The organism is Lentzea xerophila (assembly GCF_051094245.1).
In the GTDB taxonomy this organism is placed as follows: domain Bacteria; phylum Actinomycetota; class Actinomycetes; order Mycobacteriales; family Pseudonocardiaceae; genus Lentzea; species Lentzea xerophila.
This window is the reverse complement of sequence record NZ_CP194934.1, coordinates 6,189,978-6,205,116: the sequence shown is the minus strand read 5'-3', so window position 1 is coordinate 6,205,116 and position 15,139 is coordinate 6,189,978. Positions and strand designations below refer to the sequence as shown.

The following is a 15,139-nucleotide window of genomic DNA, read 5'->3' as shown; positions in this document are numbered from 1 at the left end:
ATTCGCGCTGAGGTATGGACATACGTCCTTTCGCCGCTTAGGTTTCCGGCATCGCCGAGCTGTGCCGACCCAGGTGCGCAGGCGCATGCCCGTGGAATAACGCCGTAAGAGGGAAGAATGACGCCGAGAGCACTTCTCCGCCTGGTGGCGACAACATGCGCGGCCGTGCTCCTACTCGCCTCGTGCGCCGCTGGTGACGTGTCCACGATGGTCGGCAAGGTCAGCTCGAACGACCGCATGGTCATCGCCGTGTCGTACGACCAGCCGGGACTGTCGGTGCGCAGGCTCGACGGCAGCTACCGCGGCTTCGACGTCGACGTCGCCAAGTACATCGCGGGCGAACTGGGCGTCACGGAGGAGAACATCACCTGGAAGGAAGCGCAGCCCGGCAACCGGGAGACGCTGCTGACCAGCGGTGAGGCCGACATGGTCGTCTCCACCTACTCGATCACCGACAAGCGCAAGCAGATTGTCGACTTCGTCGGCCCGTACTTCGTCGCCGGCCAGGACCTGCTGGTGCGCATGAACGAGAGCCGCATCGACGGTCCGAAGTCGCTCAACGCCAGCCTGCGCCTCTGCTCCACCGCCGGCTCTACCTCCGCCGAGTACGTGCGCGACCAGTTCGCGAAAGACGTGAAGATGGTCGAGTACGCGAAGTTCAGCGACTGCGTCACGGCGCTGCTCGCGGAGAACGTCGACGCCGTCACCACCGACGACGTCCTGCTCGCGGGCTACGCGGCCCAGAACCCCGAGCTGCTGCGGGTCGTCGGCGACCCGTTCAGCAAGGAGGAGTACGGCGTCGGCCTGCGTCGCGACGACCCCGACAGCAAGGCCAAGGTGCAGGCGGCGCTGCAGAAGATGATCGACACGGGAGCCTGGCGCAAGTCGCTCGAGGTGAACATCGGATCTTCCGGCTACAAGATTCCCGACCCACCGAAGCTGGCGCCCTGATCACACGGGGCGTCACGTAGGCTCACGCAACGTGAACCGCGTCCCGCCGCACCGTGCTGATCGACCCGTTCGCGCGGGCATTCCCGAACACGGCCGAGTTCCGCGCTACTACGCGGTCAAGGCCGAGCTGTTCGACCTCGTCGAGACCCTCGGCGAAGGCACCGTCCTGCCGTCCGAACGCGAACTCGCCGAACGGTTCTCCGTCTCGCGCGTCACGCTGCGCCAAGCCGTCAGCGAACTGGTGCTCGAAGGCAAGCTCATCCGCCGCCAGGGCAGCGGCACGTTCGTCGCGCCGCCCAAGCTCGTCCAGCCGCTGTCCCTGGTCAGCTACACCGAGGGCATGCGCCGTCAGGGCGTCGAGCCGAACCGCACCGTGATCACGGTCGAGGAGCTCAGCGCCGACGACGGCCTGGCCCGCGACCTGGTGATCGAGCCCGGCGACCCGGTCGTGCACCTCGAACGCGTCCTGCTCGCCGACGACGAACGCGTCGGCCTGGAGTCGACCTACCTGAGCCTCGGCCGTTTCCCGGACCTGCTGGAGAAGCTCGACCCCGCCGGATCGCTCTACGCGTGCCTCACCGAACGGCTCGGCGTGCGGTTCGCCGAGGCGGAGGAACGCGTCGAGACGGTGCTCGCGACGCCCCGCGAGGCGTTGCTGATCGGCACGAACCCGGCGCTGCCGATGCTGTTGCTGCACCGCGTCTCCTACGACGTCGACGGCCACCCGATCGAACGCGCCCGATCGCTGTACCGGGGTGATCGGTTCAGTTTCGTCGCGAGGTTGCACGCGGACCGCTAGGAACGCCACACCGTCCACAGTGGACCAGTCGACCCAGAGTCTCCTTTGGGTCCCAACGGAGTGGTCGCGCACTTTGCGTGACCCGCCGGGCGCGTCCGTGAGGCTGACGTGGGCGAGCGGTACCTCGGCGAAGTGACTGCGGGTCACCGGACACCGTTGCGGGCACAGAAAAGTACCGCCCGTTCGCACTCGTTTCCCGCTCAAGTCGCGGAGGTACTGTTGATGCCACGACTTCAGGATGTCCGCAGGGGTGCGGAGGAGCGGGGGTGTGCCGTGTCCTTCAAGGCGGAGTTCCTCGCTGAACTCGAGGACTGTCTGCGCGGTTACGGCGCGGTCCCGGTGAGCAACCCCGACGCACTGGCGTTGTTCATCGAGTTCGTGCGAGCCCTTCCGGCGGCGGACCAGAGGCTGAGGTCCCTCGAAGGTGTCGACCAGGGTTCCGGCTCGTTCTGGAACAACCCGGCGGTGTGGTGGGAGCAGGTGCCGCGGTTCGGTGCGGGACTGCCGAGTTGCGGATCGGCGGAGTGCCGCAAGCTGCTGGACGACATGCTCGACGAGGCGATCAGCGACGAGATCGACGTGCTCGAGATGGAGATCCGCGAGCTGCCCAGCTGAACCAGGCCCGGGATGGTCCGGACATGCCTGCCGGCGCCGCCACCTGTTACGGCCACGGCGCCGGGGCTTCCAGCACTTATTTGACGGCGACCAGCGACTTGAACAATTCCCGATACCGGTGGAGAGCCAGTCGCAAGTCCTCGGTCTGTGGATCACCGTTTCCCTCGAACTGCTTGGCGAGGGAGCGGTGCCGGGTGGTGAGCTCCTCGAGCGCCCGCGTCACGAGGCCGTCGGCCTTGCGGACGGCCGCCTTCGGATCGTCGACGAACTCGTACTGCACCGCCTGCCACTCGTCCGCGAGCTTGCTGGACGGCTGAGGATCGACGCGCTGCGCCCCAGTGCGCTGCTGGTCCGTGCGCTGCTGGTCCGTGCGCTGCTGGTCGGTGCGCTGCTGATCGTGACGTTGTGACTGCTGCGGCATGTTCTCGGTCTGCGCTGCGCGCTCAGTCTGCGCGGTGCGCTCGGTCGGTTGCGGCCGAGCAGGAGTGGGAACTCCAGCGGCGTGAGTGGGTGTCTCAGACATCCGACTTCTCCTTCCGCACGGCTTCCCGGTTCTTGTGCGGCGTGGCGCCGCGTTCGAGCAGATCGGTGAACAGTTCGCGGTAGTGCACCATCGCGGTGCGCAGGTCCTCCGTGCTCGCCTCGCCGATCTCCTGGCGCTCGGAGATGTCATGCGCCTTGCGGTAGTGCTCCAACGTCCGTGCGTGCTCGACGGACAGAACGCTCAGCTGCGCCTCGTAACCCTCAGTGGGGTAGCCGCGCTCGGCCATCAGGTCGGTCACCAGGCGGTCGGCGTCGGCGATCGCGCTCTCCGGCGAGTCGACGAACTTCGCCTGGACGTTCGCCCAGTGCCGGCGGTAACTCTCCTGCGCCGTCGGGGAAAGTGGCTTCAGGTCGAACTCGCTGTGGCGGTGCTCCCGCTCCGCGAGCTCCTTCTCCGCGGCCGTTCTGCTGTCGCTGTGCGAGACCGCGCGGTCGTATTCAGGGCCGAAGCGGTCGCGTAGCTTCTTGCGCTGCATCGCGGGCCTCAGCACGAATGCGAGGACCGTCAGCACCACGAGAACCGCGACCACCAGGCCGATGATGGCGCCCGTTGACATGGAAAAACCTCCAAGACAGGCAAAATTTCTGCTGTCCGGAGGCTTTCCCATGGTCTCAGAAGGGAAACATCAGCCCTTGATGCATACCACCTGCTTGAGCTTGGCGACCACCTCGACCAAGTCGGACTGGTTCGCCATCACGGCGTCGATGTCCTTGTAGGCGCCCGGAATCTCGTCCACCACACCGGAGTCCTTGCGGCACTCGACGCCACTTGTCTGGGCGGCGAGATCCTGCTCGGTGAACGTCTTGCGGGCCTTGTTGCGCGACATCTTCCGGCCGGCGCCATGCGATGCCGACTCGAACGAGTCCGGGTTCCCGAGGCCGCGCACGATGTACGAGCCGGTGCCCATCGAGCCCGGGATGATCCCCAGCTCGCCACGCCCGGCGCGGATCGCACCCTTGCGCGTCACCAGAACGTCCTCACCGAAGTGGTTCTCCTCGGAGACGTAGTTGTGGTGGCACGAGATCGGCTTCTCAAAGGCGATCTGCGGGAACTCGGCGCGCAGCACGTCGCATACCAAGCGCAGCATGACCGCGCGGTTACGCCGCGCGTAGTCCTGCGCCCAGTACAGGTCGTGCCGGTACGCCGCCATCTCGGGCGTACCGGAGAGGAACACGGCGAGGTCCGGGTCCGGCAGCTCGGCGTTGTGCGCGAGCGTGCGCGCCACCGAGATGTGGTGCTGCGCCAGCTCGTTGCCGATGCCGCGCGACCCGGAGTGCAGCATCACCCACACCCGCTGGTCGGTGTCCAGGCAGACCTCGAGGAAGTGGTTCCCGCCGCCGAGCGTGCCCATCTGGTGCATCGCCTTGTCGGCGCGGGCCTTCACCGCCGGCGTCAGGTCGTCGAACTTCCGCCAGAACGTTCCCCAGTCGGACGCGTCCCTGTCGGTGAACGCGGTCGCCTTGTGCTGACCGAAACCGACGGGGACCACGGCCTCCATGCGGGACCGCAGGCCACGCAACGTCTCCGGGAGGTCGCTCGCCGTGAGTGAGGTGCGCACGGCGGCCATGCCGCAGCCGATGTCCACGCCGACGGCCGCCGGGGAGACGGCGTCGCGCAGCGCGATCACCGAGCCCACCGTGGCGCCCTTCCCGTAGTGCACGTCAGGCATGACCGCGATGTGCTTGACGGCCCACGGCAGCGCGGAGATGTTCTGAAGCTGCCGCATGGCGAACTCCTCGACCTCGTCGGGCCGAGTCCACATGCGGATGTCCACGTTCTGGCCGCGGACCAGGGTTGCTGCCATGTCTTCGAGGTTAGGCCGCGTTTTGCCCGTTCCACAAAGGAGTTTCCTCTGCGCCGGACACGAACTCCCAGGTCCCCTTGCGCACCTTCGCCTTGCGCATGTCGCCTCCGATGCCGGTGACGAAGGCCCGCACGGTCGGCAGGTCGTCGACGTCCGCGATGAGGATCGCCTTGTTCTGCAACGTGACGCTACCGCCGCCGAGCTTCTCGCGCGCGGTGGCGTCGTTGAGCAGGCCCTCGCGGACCTGTGCCGCGGTGATGCCGTCGACCTCGACCTGGACGGCGTCGACCTCCGGCGAGTTCGCGAGCAGGAAACGGAACGTGAGCACCGACTCCTGCCGGAACTGCTTGCTGATCGTCGAGGCGGTGTGGCGCAGGCTTTCCTCGTCGAGGGTGACATCGAACTTGCGGGAGCGTTCGAACGTCGTCTGCTGCAGGTCGCTCGACCAGAACACACCGTCGAGCAACGTGGAACGGGTGGTGACACCGCCGTTGGCGTGCACGATGCCGCGGACTTCGCGGTCGAACCGCACCAGCCTGTCCCGCAGGCGCGGATCGCCGGGATCGGTGATGATCGCGGTGTTGTTCGTCGCGAAGATCTCCGGGAACGGCAGCGGCGCGCCCGCCGCCGTGCCGGTGGAGACCGCGAACGCCAGTACCGACGTGACCGCCACAAGAAGATTTCGCATGCGGCCCAACGTATTCCTCCCGACGTGCCGGGCATACCCGATTCCACTCATCGGGCGACCGCGCGCTTGTACTGGTAGTTGGCGAGCGGAACGAAAATCAGCAGGAAGATCACGACCCAGCAGAGCGAGGCGAGCACCGGGTGCTGCAGTGGCCACACGTCCGGTGGCGTCTGCAGGGGAGAGGTGTTGCCGAAGAGTTCGCGGGCCGCCAGCGTCACCGCCGAAACGGGGTTCCACTCCGCGATGTGACGCAGTCCCGAAGGCAGGTTCTCCGACTGCACGAACGTGTTCGCGATGTAGGTGATCGGGAACAGGAAGATGAAGCTGGCGTTGTTGAACACCTCGGGACTGCGCACCAGCAGCCCGATCCACGCCATCGCCCACGAGAACGCGTAGGCGAACAGCAGCAGCACCGCGACCCCGCCGAGCGCCTCCAGCGGTGAGGAGTGGATGCGCCACCCGACGATCAGGCCGGTGATCATCATGATGACGATGACCAGCGCGTTGTTGACCAGGTCGGACGTGGTGCGGCCGACCAGCACGGCCGAGCGGGCCATCGGCAGCGACCGGAACCTGTCGATGATGCCCTTGGTCATGTCCTCGGCGAGACCGCTGCCGGTGATGGTGGCGCCGAACAGCACCGTCTGCGCGAAGATGCCGGCCATCAGGAACTCGCGGTAGTCCATGCCGGGGATCTCGATCGAGCCGCCGAACACGTAGGCGAACAGCAGCACGAACATGATCGGCGCCGCGGTGGAGAACACCAGCAGGTCCGGAACCCGTTTGATCTTGATCAGGTTGCGCTTCGCGACGACCGACCCGTCCGCGAGCGCCTGCAGCAGCTTCACTTCTCTTCCTCCCCCGCTGAATCGTCTTCCGCGTGGTGGCCGGTCAGGGCCAGGAACACGTCGTCGAGCGTCGGCCTGCGCAGCCCGATGTCGAGCACCTTCACCGACTCGGCGTCCAGCCGCCGGATCGCCTCCATCAGCACCGTGGACCCGCCCGCGACCGGCACGGTGAGGTGGTACTGGCGCTCGTCGGACTCGATCTGGCCGATGGCGAGCCCGGCGAGTGCGGACCTGGCGGTGCCGAGCTCACCGGACGTGGCGACGGAAAGCTCCAGCCGTTCGCCGCCGACCTGGTCCTTGAGCTGGTCCGAGGTGCCTTCCGCGATCACCTTGCCGTGGTCGATCACAGCGATCTGGTCGGCGAGGCGGTCAGCCTCCTCCAGGTACTGGGTGGTGAGCAGCAACGTCGTGCCGCCCTTGACGAGTTCCTCGATCACGTCCCACATGCCCAGGCGCGAGCGCGGATCGAGGCCCGTCGTCGGTTCGTCGAGGAACAGCACGCTCGGCTTCGCGACGAGCGCGCCCGCGAGGTCGAGCCGCCTGCGCATGCCACCGGAGTAGCCCTTCACCGGGCGGTCGGCGGCGTCCTCGAGGTCGAACCTCGCGAGCAGTTCGCGGGCTCGTTCCCGGCTCCGGACGCGGCCGAGGTGGTAGAGGCGGCCGACCATGTCGAGGTTCTCGAATCCGGTGAGGTTGTCGTCGACGGCCGCGTACTGGCCGGAGAGCCCGATCTTCTTGCGCAGGTCGTCCGCCTGCGCGCGGACGTCGAGCCCGGCGACGCGCGCCGACCCCTCGTCGGCTTCGAGCAGGGTGGTGAACACCCGCACCGCCGTCGTCTTGCCGGCGCCGTTGGGACCGAGCAGACCCGTGATGGTGCCTTCGGGAACCCTGAGGTCCAGGCCGTTGAGCGCGACGACCGACCCGTAGCGTTTGACCAGGCCTTCGGCCACGATCGCGTCTGTCATGCGGGCATCATGGCGGTCCTGTCCGACAATTTTCGTGCGATTGACGACCGTGGCCGGTGATTGACAGCCACGTTGAACGTGAAAATACTTCAGCGCCATGGAGCGCGTGTGCGTAATCGGAGCAGGGTCGTCCGGCATCGCCGCATGTCAGGTGCTCAGCGCCCGCGGCATCGAGTTCGACTGCTTCGAGACCGGGTCCGAGATCGGTGGCAACTGGCGCTACCTCAACGACAACGGCATGTCCTCCGCCTATCGATCCCTCCACATCAACACCTCGCGGCAGATGATGGAGTTCAAGTCGTTCCCGATGCCCGCGCACCTGCCGGCCTATCCGTCGCACTTCCAGATCGCCGAGTACTTCGACGACTTCGTGAAGCACCACGGCTTCCGCGACCGCATCCGGTTCAGGACCGAGGTCATCTCCGTTTCCGTCGCGCCGGATGGTTACTCGGTCACGACGCGCGATCGCGACACGGAGGAGGAGATTTCGGTTGTCTACCGTTCGGTGATCGTCGCGAACGGGCACCACTGGTCGCCGCGGATGCCCGAACCGGCGTTTCCCGGCGCGTTCGACGGCGAGCAGATGCACGCGCACTTCTACAAGACGCCCGAGCGTTTCGCGGACAAGAAGGTGCTGGTCCTCGGCATCGGCAACTCTGCCTGCGACATCGCGGTCGAGTCGTCGCGCGTCTCCTCGCGAACGTTTCTGGCGATGCGCCGCGGCGCGCACATCATGCCCAAGTACCTCTTCGGCATGCCGACCGACCACCTGACGACGTCGCCGCTCGCCCGGTTCGCGCCCGCCTGGCTGCAGGCGTTGTCACTGCGGGTGATGCTGCGGCTGGCGCGCGGCAAGCTCTCCGGCTACGGGTTGCCCGAGCCGTCGCACGGCATCCTCGCCGCGCACCCGACGGTGTCCGACGACCTGCTGACCCGGCTCGGGCACGGCGACATCACCGTGAAGCCGAACCTCTCGCGGCTGGACGGCTCCGGGGTCGTGTTCTCCGACGGCAGCCGTGAGGACGTCGACGTCATCGTCTACTGCACCGGGTACAAGGTCGACTTCCCGTTCCTCTCCGCCGCCGAGTTCCCGGCCGTGTCGTCCGAGGACAACGACGTGTCGCTGTACCGGCGGGTCGTGGACCCGGCGCATCCCGGGCTGTACTTCATCGGGCTGATCCAGCCCCTGGGGGCGATCATGCCGCTGGCCGAGGCCCAGTCCGAGTGGATCGCCGACCTGATCTCGGGCCGCGCCGCGCTGCCTTCAGTGCCGGAGATGAACGCGGAGATCACCTCGTACCGGCAGGCACTGCGGCGCCGGTACGTGAAGTCGAAGCGGCACACGTTGGAGGTCGACTTCCTCGGGTACCAGCGGGAGCTGCAGGCGGAACGCCGGGCCGGCGCCGCTCGCCGCTGACGAGCGCTGGCGGCTGGCTGTCGAGCTTTGCAATGAGTCTTTTGACTTCGTCCGCAAACGTTTTTGCATCCGGCGTGGTGCGACGGGCGATATATTAGTTGTGAGGACGCTCTGAGCTGCGGCTTAGCAATGACTCGTTTGCGGACGTCCGCAAACGAGTCATTGCTAAGGCTGGGGTGCGGCGGAGCGGACGTGGGCTTGGGACGGCGTGGGTACGGTCGGAGCGTGTCGTCGACTGCTCAGGTGATCGTTCTCAACGGTGGGTCGAGCTCCGGCAAGTCGGGGATCGCGCGGTGTCTGCAGGCGCTGTCGCCCGATGCCTGGTTGGCGATCGGGGTCGACGCGTTGATCGACGTGATGCCCGCTCGGTTGCAGCTCGGGTCGGAGGGGATCGAGTTCGCGGAGAGCGGTGAGGTCAGCGTCGGAGCGGAGTTCCGGTTGCTGGAGGACGCGTGGATGGAAGGCGTCGCCGCGATGGTGCGTGCCGGAGCGCGAGTGATCGTCGACGATGTGTTCCTGGGTGGGCCCGAGTCGCGGCGGCGGTGGGAGAAGGTGCTGGGCGGGCTCGACGTGGTGGGGGTGCGGTGTGCCGCTGCCGTCGCCGCTGGTCGGGAGCTTGCTCGCGGTGATCGGGTGTCCGGGATGGCCGAGGCACGGGCCGATCTGGTGCATCGCGGGATGGCCTACGACGTCGAGGTCGACACCGCGCGTGCCGAGGCGGTCGAGTGCGCGAAGGTGATCGCCGAGTGGATCGAGACCCGTTGAGGGCGGAAGCCGCAGGTGCTGCGGAGATGTCGGCTCTGCTGCGGCTGCCACGTGATGGCTCGCGAGACGCTGCCGGAGCAGTAGCTCGCAAACAGAGCCCGGGCGGGAGAAGCGGCTCATAGCGCTGGTCATGCCGATGACACGAATCCGGCGGGCGCCTCGCCGGACCGGTGTCGACTGGCTAATCAACCGTCAGTCAGCAGCAGTCGCAAGAGGTGCAGCAGTCATCCATCCCATTCACCTCCCCTCGGGCGGGCACCACGGCGGGCAGTCGGTGCCGACCATGCCCACCAGGTCCGAACGCAGTCGCGCGAGCCGCTCCATCTCCGCGTCGATCTCGGCGATGTGCCGTCGCAGCAACTCCTCGGCCGGCTCGCACGGGCACTCGCCGGTGTCGCGGACGGCGAGCAACGACGAGATCTCCCGCAACGTGAGCCCGAGGCGCTGGCAGTCGCGGATGAACCGGATCCGGTCCGCGGCCGACGACGGGTACTGCCGATACCCCGACGACGTGCGCGGTGGCGGCGCGAGCAGTCCCGCGCGTTCGTAGTACCGGACCGTGTCCGGCCGGACCCCGACCTGACGGGCGAGCTCGGCGACTCTCATGCGCTCCACGCTAAACCTGTGAGCGCACTCCAAGGTCAAGCCCGAGTCATCACGAACAGGCGAATCCGCTGCCCGGAACGGGCTCCGGCAACCGCTCGATGTCGAACGAAGCGCCGAACAGCGGTTGCTCGTCGCCGACCGCGAGGCCGGGGAACCGTCCGCCATGACGCTTCCACCACGCGATCTCGTCGTAGAAGCACCACATCACGAAGATCGAGCCGGGCGTCGCGCCCCGCCGGGATCCGTCCCGACGTCACCAGCCGCACCAGTTCCGAACGAGGGCCCACCTCCCACGGCGCCCAGGTCCGGTACATGAAGTCATAGGCACGACGACCGACCACGAGGCCTCCCAACGAAAAGCGGGGCCACCGCCGGTGACCCCGCCCGCTCCGCAACCTCAGTGCACGCCCAGCACGCCGTCCACCCGGCGCGGAATGCCGAGCGGGTTCGCGTCCTGCAGTTCGGCCGGCAGCAACGCGTCCGGCCACGACTGGTACGTCACCGGGGCGATCCAGCGGCGGATCGACGTGGCGCCCACCGACGTGTGCAGCGGGTTCGTCGTCGACGGCCACGGACCACCGTGGTGCTGGCCCCACGCCACCGCGACACCGGTCGGCCACGCGTTGAAGATGATGCGACCCGCGACGTGCCTCAAGATCTCCGCGACGGCACCGGCCTCCGCGTGGTCCGACTCGGCCGCGTGCACCGTGCCGGTCAGCGTTCCGGGCAGCTTGGCCAGCACCGAGTGCAGCTCCGACGGCTCCGAGTACGTCACGACCAACGCCGCCGGGCCGAAGTGCTCCTCGGTGAGCTTCTCGAGGTTCTCCTCGAACACCTTCACCGGCGTGGCGAACAGCAGCGGTGCCACCGCCCATGCCTCGTCCGGGCGGACACCGGTCGACACCACGGAGACGAGATCCGACGCCGCCAACGCATCGGTGCCCGCCTTGTAGGAGTCGCACATCCGCTCGTTCAGCATCGCGCCACCGGTGGACGCCGCGACCGCCTCACCCAGCGCGGGCACGATCGACTCGGGCGCGAACACCAGACCGGGGTTCGTGCAGAACTGGCCGACACCCATCGTCAGCGACTGCGCGAAACCGGCGGCGATCTCCGGAGTGGCCGCACCCGGCAGGATCACCGTCGGGTTCACACTGCCCAGCTCGCCGTAGAACGGGATCGGGTCCGGCCGGCCCTGGGCCAGGTCGAACAACGCCCGGCCACCACCCGTCGAACCGGTGAAGCCGACCGCGCGCACCGCCGGGTGCTTCACCAGCGCCACGCCGGACTCCGTGCCGTACACGATGCCGAACACACCTTCCGGCGCGCCGGCCTCGCGCAGCGCGTCCACCACGACCCGCGCGGTCTCGCGCGAGGTCGACGGGTGCGCCGAATGTGCCTTCACCACAACGGGACAACCGGACGCCAGCGCGGAAGCCGTGTCACCACCGGCCACCGAGAACGCGAACGGGAAGTTCGACGCGGAGAACACCGCGACCGTCCCCAGTGGACGCAACACCCGGCGCAGCACGGGACGCGGCGGGATGATGTCCGGGTTCGCCGTGTCCAAAGTGGCCTCGACGTAGCTGCCCTCGCGCAACACCTCCGCGAACAGCCTCAGCTGGTTCGTGGTGCGCTTCAGCTCCGTCGTCAGCCGCGGCACCCCGAGGGCCGTCTCGCTGTCGGCGGTGGAGACCAGCAGCGACGACTCGGCGTCCAGCGCGTCCGCGACCTTCTCCAGCACCACGGCGCGGTCCGCCGCCGCGACGGCCGACCAGGCCGGGAACGCGAGCGCCGCGGCGGAGGCGATCCGGTCCACCTCGCTGTCGGGGGTCTTCGCAACCGGCTCGCCGAACGGCTCACCGGTGCGCGGGTCGTATCCCTGCACGACGTGGCTCAACGCCCTGCCTCCTTGACTGCCGTGTCGAAATCGGGGCCGCACCAGACCCCGCCCACGTACTTCACCGCGTACGACGAGGGGTCGGGCTCACCGTGCTGCTCCAGCACGGCGGCCGCGTGCACCTCCGAGTCGTCCTTCGGCTCGTACCCCAGCGCGCGGGCCTCGTCCAGCGAGAACCAGCCGCGCTTGTTGTCCGAAACGCCCCACACGACCCGGAACCCCGGCGACGGAGCGGAAAGACACGCCTCGAACAGGCGCGCGCCGTCGTCCGGCGACATCCACGTCGACAGCATCCGCACGTCACGCGGCTTCTCGAAGCACGAGCCGATGCGGATCGCGATCACGTCCATGCCGTAGCGGTCGGCGTACAGCGACCCCAGCGCTTCCAGCGCCACCTTGGACACACCGTAGTAGGTATCCGGGCGGGGGAACGCGTAATCACCCGCCTCCCCATCGGCCTGCTCGAGGAAGCCGACGGCGTGGTTCGAGCTGGCCAGGACCACGCGGCGGACGCCGGACCGCCGTGCGGCCTCCAGCACCGTGTGCGTGCCGTCGATGTTGACGCGCAGGATCTTGTCCCACGACTCCTCGAGGCTGTGGCCGCCGAGGTGGATCACGGCGTCGACGTCCGCCATCGCGGCTTCCATCGTGGCCATGTCGGTCACCGAGCCCTCGACGAGCTCGACGTTCTCGCCGTCGGCGGCCGCGGGGAGCTCCGCGATGTCCAGCAGCCGCAGGACGCGGCCCGGCGCCGCGAGGCGGGTACGCATGAGCGTGCCCACCCCGCCACCGGCGCCGGTGATCAGGATGCGTGCGGTCACGGGTTGGGACCCTCCGTCGTGTTCGGGTGTTCGGGTGAAACTCGTTCAGCGGCCGAACTGGCGCAGGAGTTCGGTGATCGTCCTGGCGGCGTCCAGCAGGGCGGAGATGACCTGCTTCTCGTGCTCGGCGGTCAGCCTGCCCAGCGGGACCGAGCAGCTCATCGCGTCGAGAACGGGATTGCGGTACGGCAGCGCCACCGCGAAACAGCCCAGTCCGGGCGTGTTCTCCTCGCGTTCGTGGGCGTACCCGACGTTGCGGAACCCCGCGAGCTGCTCATGCAACGCGGCCCGTTCCGTCACCGTGTTGGGCGTCAGCGGCGCCAGCTCGTCGGGGAGGATCAGGTCGACTTCCTCCGGCGTGCGCGTCGAGAGCACGGCCTTGCCCAGCGACGTCGAGTGCGCGGGCAGCCGGCGGCCGACGCGCGAGACGACGCGCAGGTGGTGCTCGGACTCGCGGCTCGCCAGGTAGACGACGTCCGCCCCGTCCAGACGGGCGAGGTGCACGGTCTCGTTGATCTCCTGGCGGACCTGCTCCATCACGCGGATCGCCGCGCGCACCACCGGGTCGTGGTCCAAATAGGACGTACCGACGAGCAGCGCGCGCACGCCGATGCCGTACGTGCCCCGGTCCGAGTCGACCTCCACCCAGCCGCGCGCGACCAGCGTCTGCAGCAGCATGTAGAGGCTGGACTTGGGGTAGCTGAGCTCGCGGTGCAGCTCCGTGAGGGTCAGCCTGCGGTCTGACGCGGACAGCACCTCGAGCAGTTCCACCGTGCGGTCGGCGGACTTCACCGCGCCCGGACGAGCCGTGCCCTTGTCGATCGGTGACGCCACCTGGCCTCCTCGAAACAGGTAAGCAACTTGCCCTTGACACGTCGCTGTGCTGATTCTTACAGTCCTGCACCAGGTTCACAAGTACGACCCCAGTTCACATACGTGAAAACGAAGGGCTCCGACGATGCGCCGTAGAACAGCCACAACCATCGCCACGCTCAGCGTGGTCGCGCTGCTCGCAGGCTGTGGCAGTGGTGGTGGCACGGCGTCGTCGGCCAAGGACCCGAACAAGCCCCTCGAGGTGTGGACCCGCTCGACGGAGGCGACCGCGAAGGTCTACGAGACGATCTTCAAGTCCTTCACCGAGAAGACCGGTGTGCAGGTCGACTACAAGCCGATCTTCAACGACTTCGACAAGCAGGTGCAGCAGCGCGCCGCGTCGAAGGACCTCCCCGACGTCGTCATCACCGACACCGGCTCGCTCGGCAACTTCGTCAAGCAGGGCTGGACGACCGAGGTCAAGCGTGAGGACGTCGCGGGCGGCGGCGACATCGTCGACCGCGCGTGGAACAACGGGAAGGGCGCGGACGGCAAGTTCTACGCCATCCCGTACTCCACCCAGGCGATGGTCACGCTGATCCGCAAGGACTGGCGCGAGAAGCTCGGCAAGCCCGTCCCCACCACGTGGGAGGAGCTCGACGACCTCGCGAAGGCCTTCACCCGCGACGACCCCGACGGCAACGGGCAGAACGACACCTACGGCATGCTCGTCCCGGGAACGACCGACCGCGGCTACCTCGCGTGGTGGGCGTCCAGCTACATCTGGCAGGGCGGCGGCGACATCCTCGAGGAAGAGGGCGACGGCAAGTTCGCCGTCGGCATCGACTCGCCGGAGTCGACCAGGGCGGTCGAACGGCTGCGCAAGCTCTTCTGCGAAGAGAAGGTCATGCAGCCCGGTTCGCTGACGCTCGGCACGAACGACGCGCACCCGCTGTTCGAATCGGGCAAGAGCGGCATCTACCTCACCGGCCCGTACATGATCGGCCGCTTCGACAAGTCGATGGGCAAGGACAAGTACGAGGTCATCGCGTCCCCGCGCGGCCCGGCCGGCGCCACGGTGCTCGGCGAGGGCGAGAACATCTACCAGATGGCCGGGTCCGCCAAGACCGCCGACCAGAAGAAGCTCGCCGAGTACCTGATCACGCCCGAGGCGCAGCAGGCCGGCATGAAGGGCGCCCCGCAACCGGTCGTCCGCCTGCCCGTCAACAAGAACGTCGACGTCAACGCGACCTACAACGACCCGCGGTGGGCGACCGTGGCGGGTGTTTACCAGAGCGAGGCGCGACCGTTCCCCAGCGTTCCGAACTTCGCGCCGTTCCGGCAGAAGACCTCGGAGACCCTGAACTCCATCTTCGCGAAGTGCCCGGCCGACTCCTCCACTGAGCTGAAGTCCCTGGCCGAGGCGCTGGAGAAGGAGCTCGAGAACCAGAAGGCGTCGCAGTGACGGCGGTCCAACCGCCCGTGGAAAGTCACTGGGACACCCGAGACGTGGGCTCGACGGCTAGTGGCGGCGGTGCCGTCGAAACCCACCCCGTGAGGCGGCGCCGCCGGCGTCGCCTCACGGGAGCCACCTCGAAGGGAC

17 protein-coding genes are annotated in these 15,139 nt (G+C 67.9%); 6 read left to right on the top strand and 11 right to left on the bottom strand.

Going from position 1 to position 15,139, the window contains the following annotated elements:
- The first annotated feature begins 165 nt into the window (after positions 1–165).
- The 3 genes from ACRSBM_RS29325 (at position 166) to ACRSBM_RS29315 (ending at position 2,365) form a co-directional block, all read left to right on the top strand.
- Positions 166–951: a glutamate ABC transporter substrate-binding protein gene (locus ACRSBM_RS29325; protein ID WP_434448157.1), complete on the top strand. Its 786-nt coding sequence runs from the start codon at positions 166–168 to the stop codon at positions 949–951.
- 31 nt (positions 952–982) lie between these two features.
- Positions 983–1,750: a GntR family transcriptional regulator gene (locus ACRSBM_RS29320; protein WP_434448154.1), complete on the top strand. Its 768-nt coding sequence runs from the start codon at positions 983–985 to the stop codon at positions 1,748–1,750.
- Positions 1,751–2,023: 273 nt separating this feature from the next.
- Positions 2,024–2,365, top strand: a complete 342-nt coding sequence (locus ACRSBM_RS29315) for a hypothetical protein (protein ID WP_434448151.1) — start codon at positions 2,024–2,026, stop codon at positions 2,363–2,365.
- 76 nt (positions 2,366–2,441) lie between these two features.
- Here the strand turns inward: ACRSBM_RS29315 and ACRSBM_RS29310 are convergent, their stop codons facing one another.
- From ACRSBM_RS29310 to ACRSBM_RS29285, 6 genes are all read right to left on the bottom strand, one after another.
- Positions 2,442–2,888, bottom strand: coding sequence for a hypothetical protein (locus tag ACRSBM_RS29310; protein ID WP_434448149.1), 447 nt, complete (start codon positions 2,886–2,888; stop codon positions 2,442–2,444).
- Positions 2,881–3,465, bottom strand: a complete 585-nt coding sequence (locus ACRSBM_RS29305; RefSeq protein ID WP_434448146.1) for a hypothetical protein — start codon at positions 3,463–3,465, stop codon at positions 2,881–2,883. The genes ACRSBM_RS29310 and ACRSBM_RS29305 overlap by 8 nt, the downstream gene beginning before the upstream one ends.
- Before the next feature lie 69 nt (positions 3,466–3,534).
- Complete coding sequence (locus ACRSBM_RS29300; protein ID WP_434448145.1) at positions 3,535–4,713, bottom strand: RtcB family protein; 1,179 nt, start codon at positions 4,711–4,713, stop codon at positions 3,535–3,537.
- Positions 4,714–4,723: 10 nt separating this feature from the next.
- The gene (locus ACRSBM_RS29295; protein ID WP_434448143.1) at positions 4,724–5,401 is read right to left on the bottom strand and encodes a hypothetical protein; all 678 of its coding nucleotides are present in this window, start codon (positions 5,399–5,401) and stop codon (positions 4,724–4,726) included.
- Positions 5,402–5,448: 47 nt separating this feature from the next.
- Positions 5,449–6,249 carry an ABC transporter permease gene (locus ACRSBM_RS29290; protein WP_434448140.1) on the bottom strand — a complete coding sequence of 267 codons (801 nt, stop codon included), beginning with the start codon at positions 6,247–6,249 and terminating at the stop codon, positions 5,449–5,451.
- Entirely contained in the window at positions 6,246–7,214 is a 969-nt protein-coding gene (locus tag ACRSBM_RS29285; protein ID WP_434448138.1) for an ATP-binding cassette domain-containing protein, read from the bottom strand. The genes ACRSBM_RS29290 and ACRSBM_RS29285 overlap by 4 nt, the downstream gene beginning before the upstream one ends.
- 97 nt (positions 7,215–7,311) lie before the next feature.
- On the opposite strand from ACRSBM_RS29285, the gene ACRSBM_RS29280 reads away from it, so the two are divergent.
- Together ACRSBM_RS29280 and cpt are read left to right on the top strand one after the other, a co-directional pair.
- Positions 7,312–8,631, top strand: coding sequence for an NAD(P)-binding domain-containing protein (locus ACRSBM_RS29280; protein WP_434448135.1), 1,320 nt, complete (start codon positions 7,312–7,314; stop codon positions 8,629–8,631).
- Between the two features lie 225 nt (positions 8,632–8,856).
- Positions 8,857–9,396, top strand: a complete 540-nt coding sequence (cpt, locus tag ACRSBM_RS29275) for a chloramphenicol phosphotransferase CPT (RefSeq protein WP_434448133.1) — start codon at positions 8,857–8,859, stop codon at positions 9,394–9,396.
- 237 nt (positions 9,397–9,633) lie between these two features.
- Here the strand turns inward: cpt and ACRSBM_RS29270 are convergent, their stop codons facing one another.
- The 5 genes from ACRSBM_RS29270 to ACRSBM_RS29250 all read right to left on the bottom strand — a co-directional run bounded on the left by ACRSBM_RS29270 (position 9,634) and on the right by ACRSBM_RS29250 (position 13,557).
- Positions 9,634–10,002 carry a heavy metal-responsive transcriptional regulator gene (locus tag ACRSBM_RS29270; RefSeq protein ID WP_434448131.1) on the bottom strand — a complete coding sequence of 123 codons (369 nt, stop codon included), beginning with the start codon at positions 10,000–10,002 and terminating at the stop codon, positions 9,634–9,636.
- 49 nt (positions 10,003–10,051) lie between these two features.
- The gene (locus ACRSBM_RS29265) at positions 10,052–10,207 is read right to left on the bottom strand and encodes a hypothetical protein (protein ID WP_434448129.1); all 156 of its coding nucleotides are present in this window, start codon (positions 10,205–10,207) and stop codon (positions 10,052–10,054) included.
- 192 nt (positions 10,208–10,399) lie between these two features.
- Positions 10,400–11,902: an aldehyde dehydrogenase (NADP(+)) gene (locus ACRSBM_RS29260; RefSeq protein ID WP_434448127.1), complete on the bottom strand. Its 1,503-nt coding sequence runs from the start codon at positions 11,900–11,902 to the stop codon at positions 10,400–10,402.
- On the bottom strand, positions 11,899–12,723 hold the full coding sequence (locus tag ACRSBM_RS29255; protein WP_434448124.1) for an NAD-dependent epimerase/dehydratase family protein: 825 nt from the start codon (positions 12,721–12,723) through the stop codon (positions 11,899–11,901). The genes ACRSBM_RS29260 and ACRSBM_RS29255 overlap by 4 nt, the downstream gene beginning before the upstream one ends.
- A gap of 45 nt (positions 12,724–12,768) precedes the next feature.
- Complete coding sequence (locus ACRSBM_RS29250) at positions 12,769–13,557, bottom strand: IclR family transcriptional regulator (protein ID WP_434448122.1); 789 nt, start codon at positions 13,555–13,557, stop codon at positions 12,769–12,771.
- Between the two features lie 124 nt (positions 13,558–13,681).
- Here ACRSBM_RS29250 and ACRSBM_RS29245 point away from each other — a divergent pair, with 124 nt between their 5' ends.
- Positions 13,682–15,001 carry a sugar ABC transporter substrate-binding protein gene (locus ACRSBM_RS29245; RefSeq protein ID WP_434448119.1) on the top strand — a complete coding sequence of 440 codons (1,320 nt, stop codon included), beginning with the start codon at positions 13,682–13,684 and terminating at the stop codon, positions 14,999–15,001.
- Positions 15,002–15,139 lie beyond the last annotated feature (138 nt).

Excerpts from the sequence above, each read along its gene's own strand:
- ACRSBM_RS29295 (WP_434448143.1), bottom strand. The coding sequence starts at position 5,401 with ATGCGAAATCTTCTTGTGGCGGTCACGTCGGTACTGGCGTTCGCGGTC.
- ACRSBM_RS29285 (WP_434448138.1), bottom strand. The coding sequence starts at position 7,214 with ATGACAGACGCGATCGTGGCCGAAGGCCTGGTCAAACGCTACGGGTCG.
- ACRSBM_RS29310 (WP_434448149.1), bottom strand. The coding sequence starts at position 2,888 with ATGTCTGAGACACCCACTCACGCCGCTGGAGTTCCCACTCCTGCTCGG.
- ACRSBM_RS29245 (WP_434448119.1), top strand. The coding sequence starts at position 13,682 with ATGCGCCGTAGAACAGCCACAACCATCGCCACGCTCAGCGTGGTCGCG.
- ACRSBM_RS29305 (WP_434448146.1), bottom strand. The coding sequence starts at position 3,465 with ATGTCAACGGGCGCCATCATCGGCCTGGTGGTCGCGGTTCTCGTGGTG.
- ACRSBM_RS29280 (WP_434448135.1), top strand. The coding sequence starts at position 7,312 with ATGGAGCGCGTGTGCGTAATCGGAGCAGGGTCGTCCGGCATCGCCGCA.
- ACRSBM_RS29265 (WP_434448129.1), bottom strand. The coding sequence starts at position 10,207 with ATGTGGTGCTTCTACGACGAGATCGCGTGGTGGAAGCGTCATGGCGGA.
- ACRSBM_RS29270 (WP_434448131.1), bottom strand. The coding sequence starts at position 10,002 with ATGAGAGTCGCCGAGCTCGCCCGTCAGGTCGGGGTCCGGCCGGACACG.
- ACRSBM_RS29300 (WP_434448145.1), bottom strand. The coding sequence starts at position 4,713 with ATGGCAGCAACCCTGGTCCGCGGCCAGAACGTGGACATCCGCATGTGG.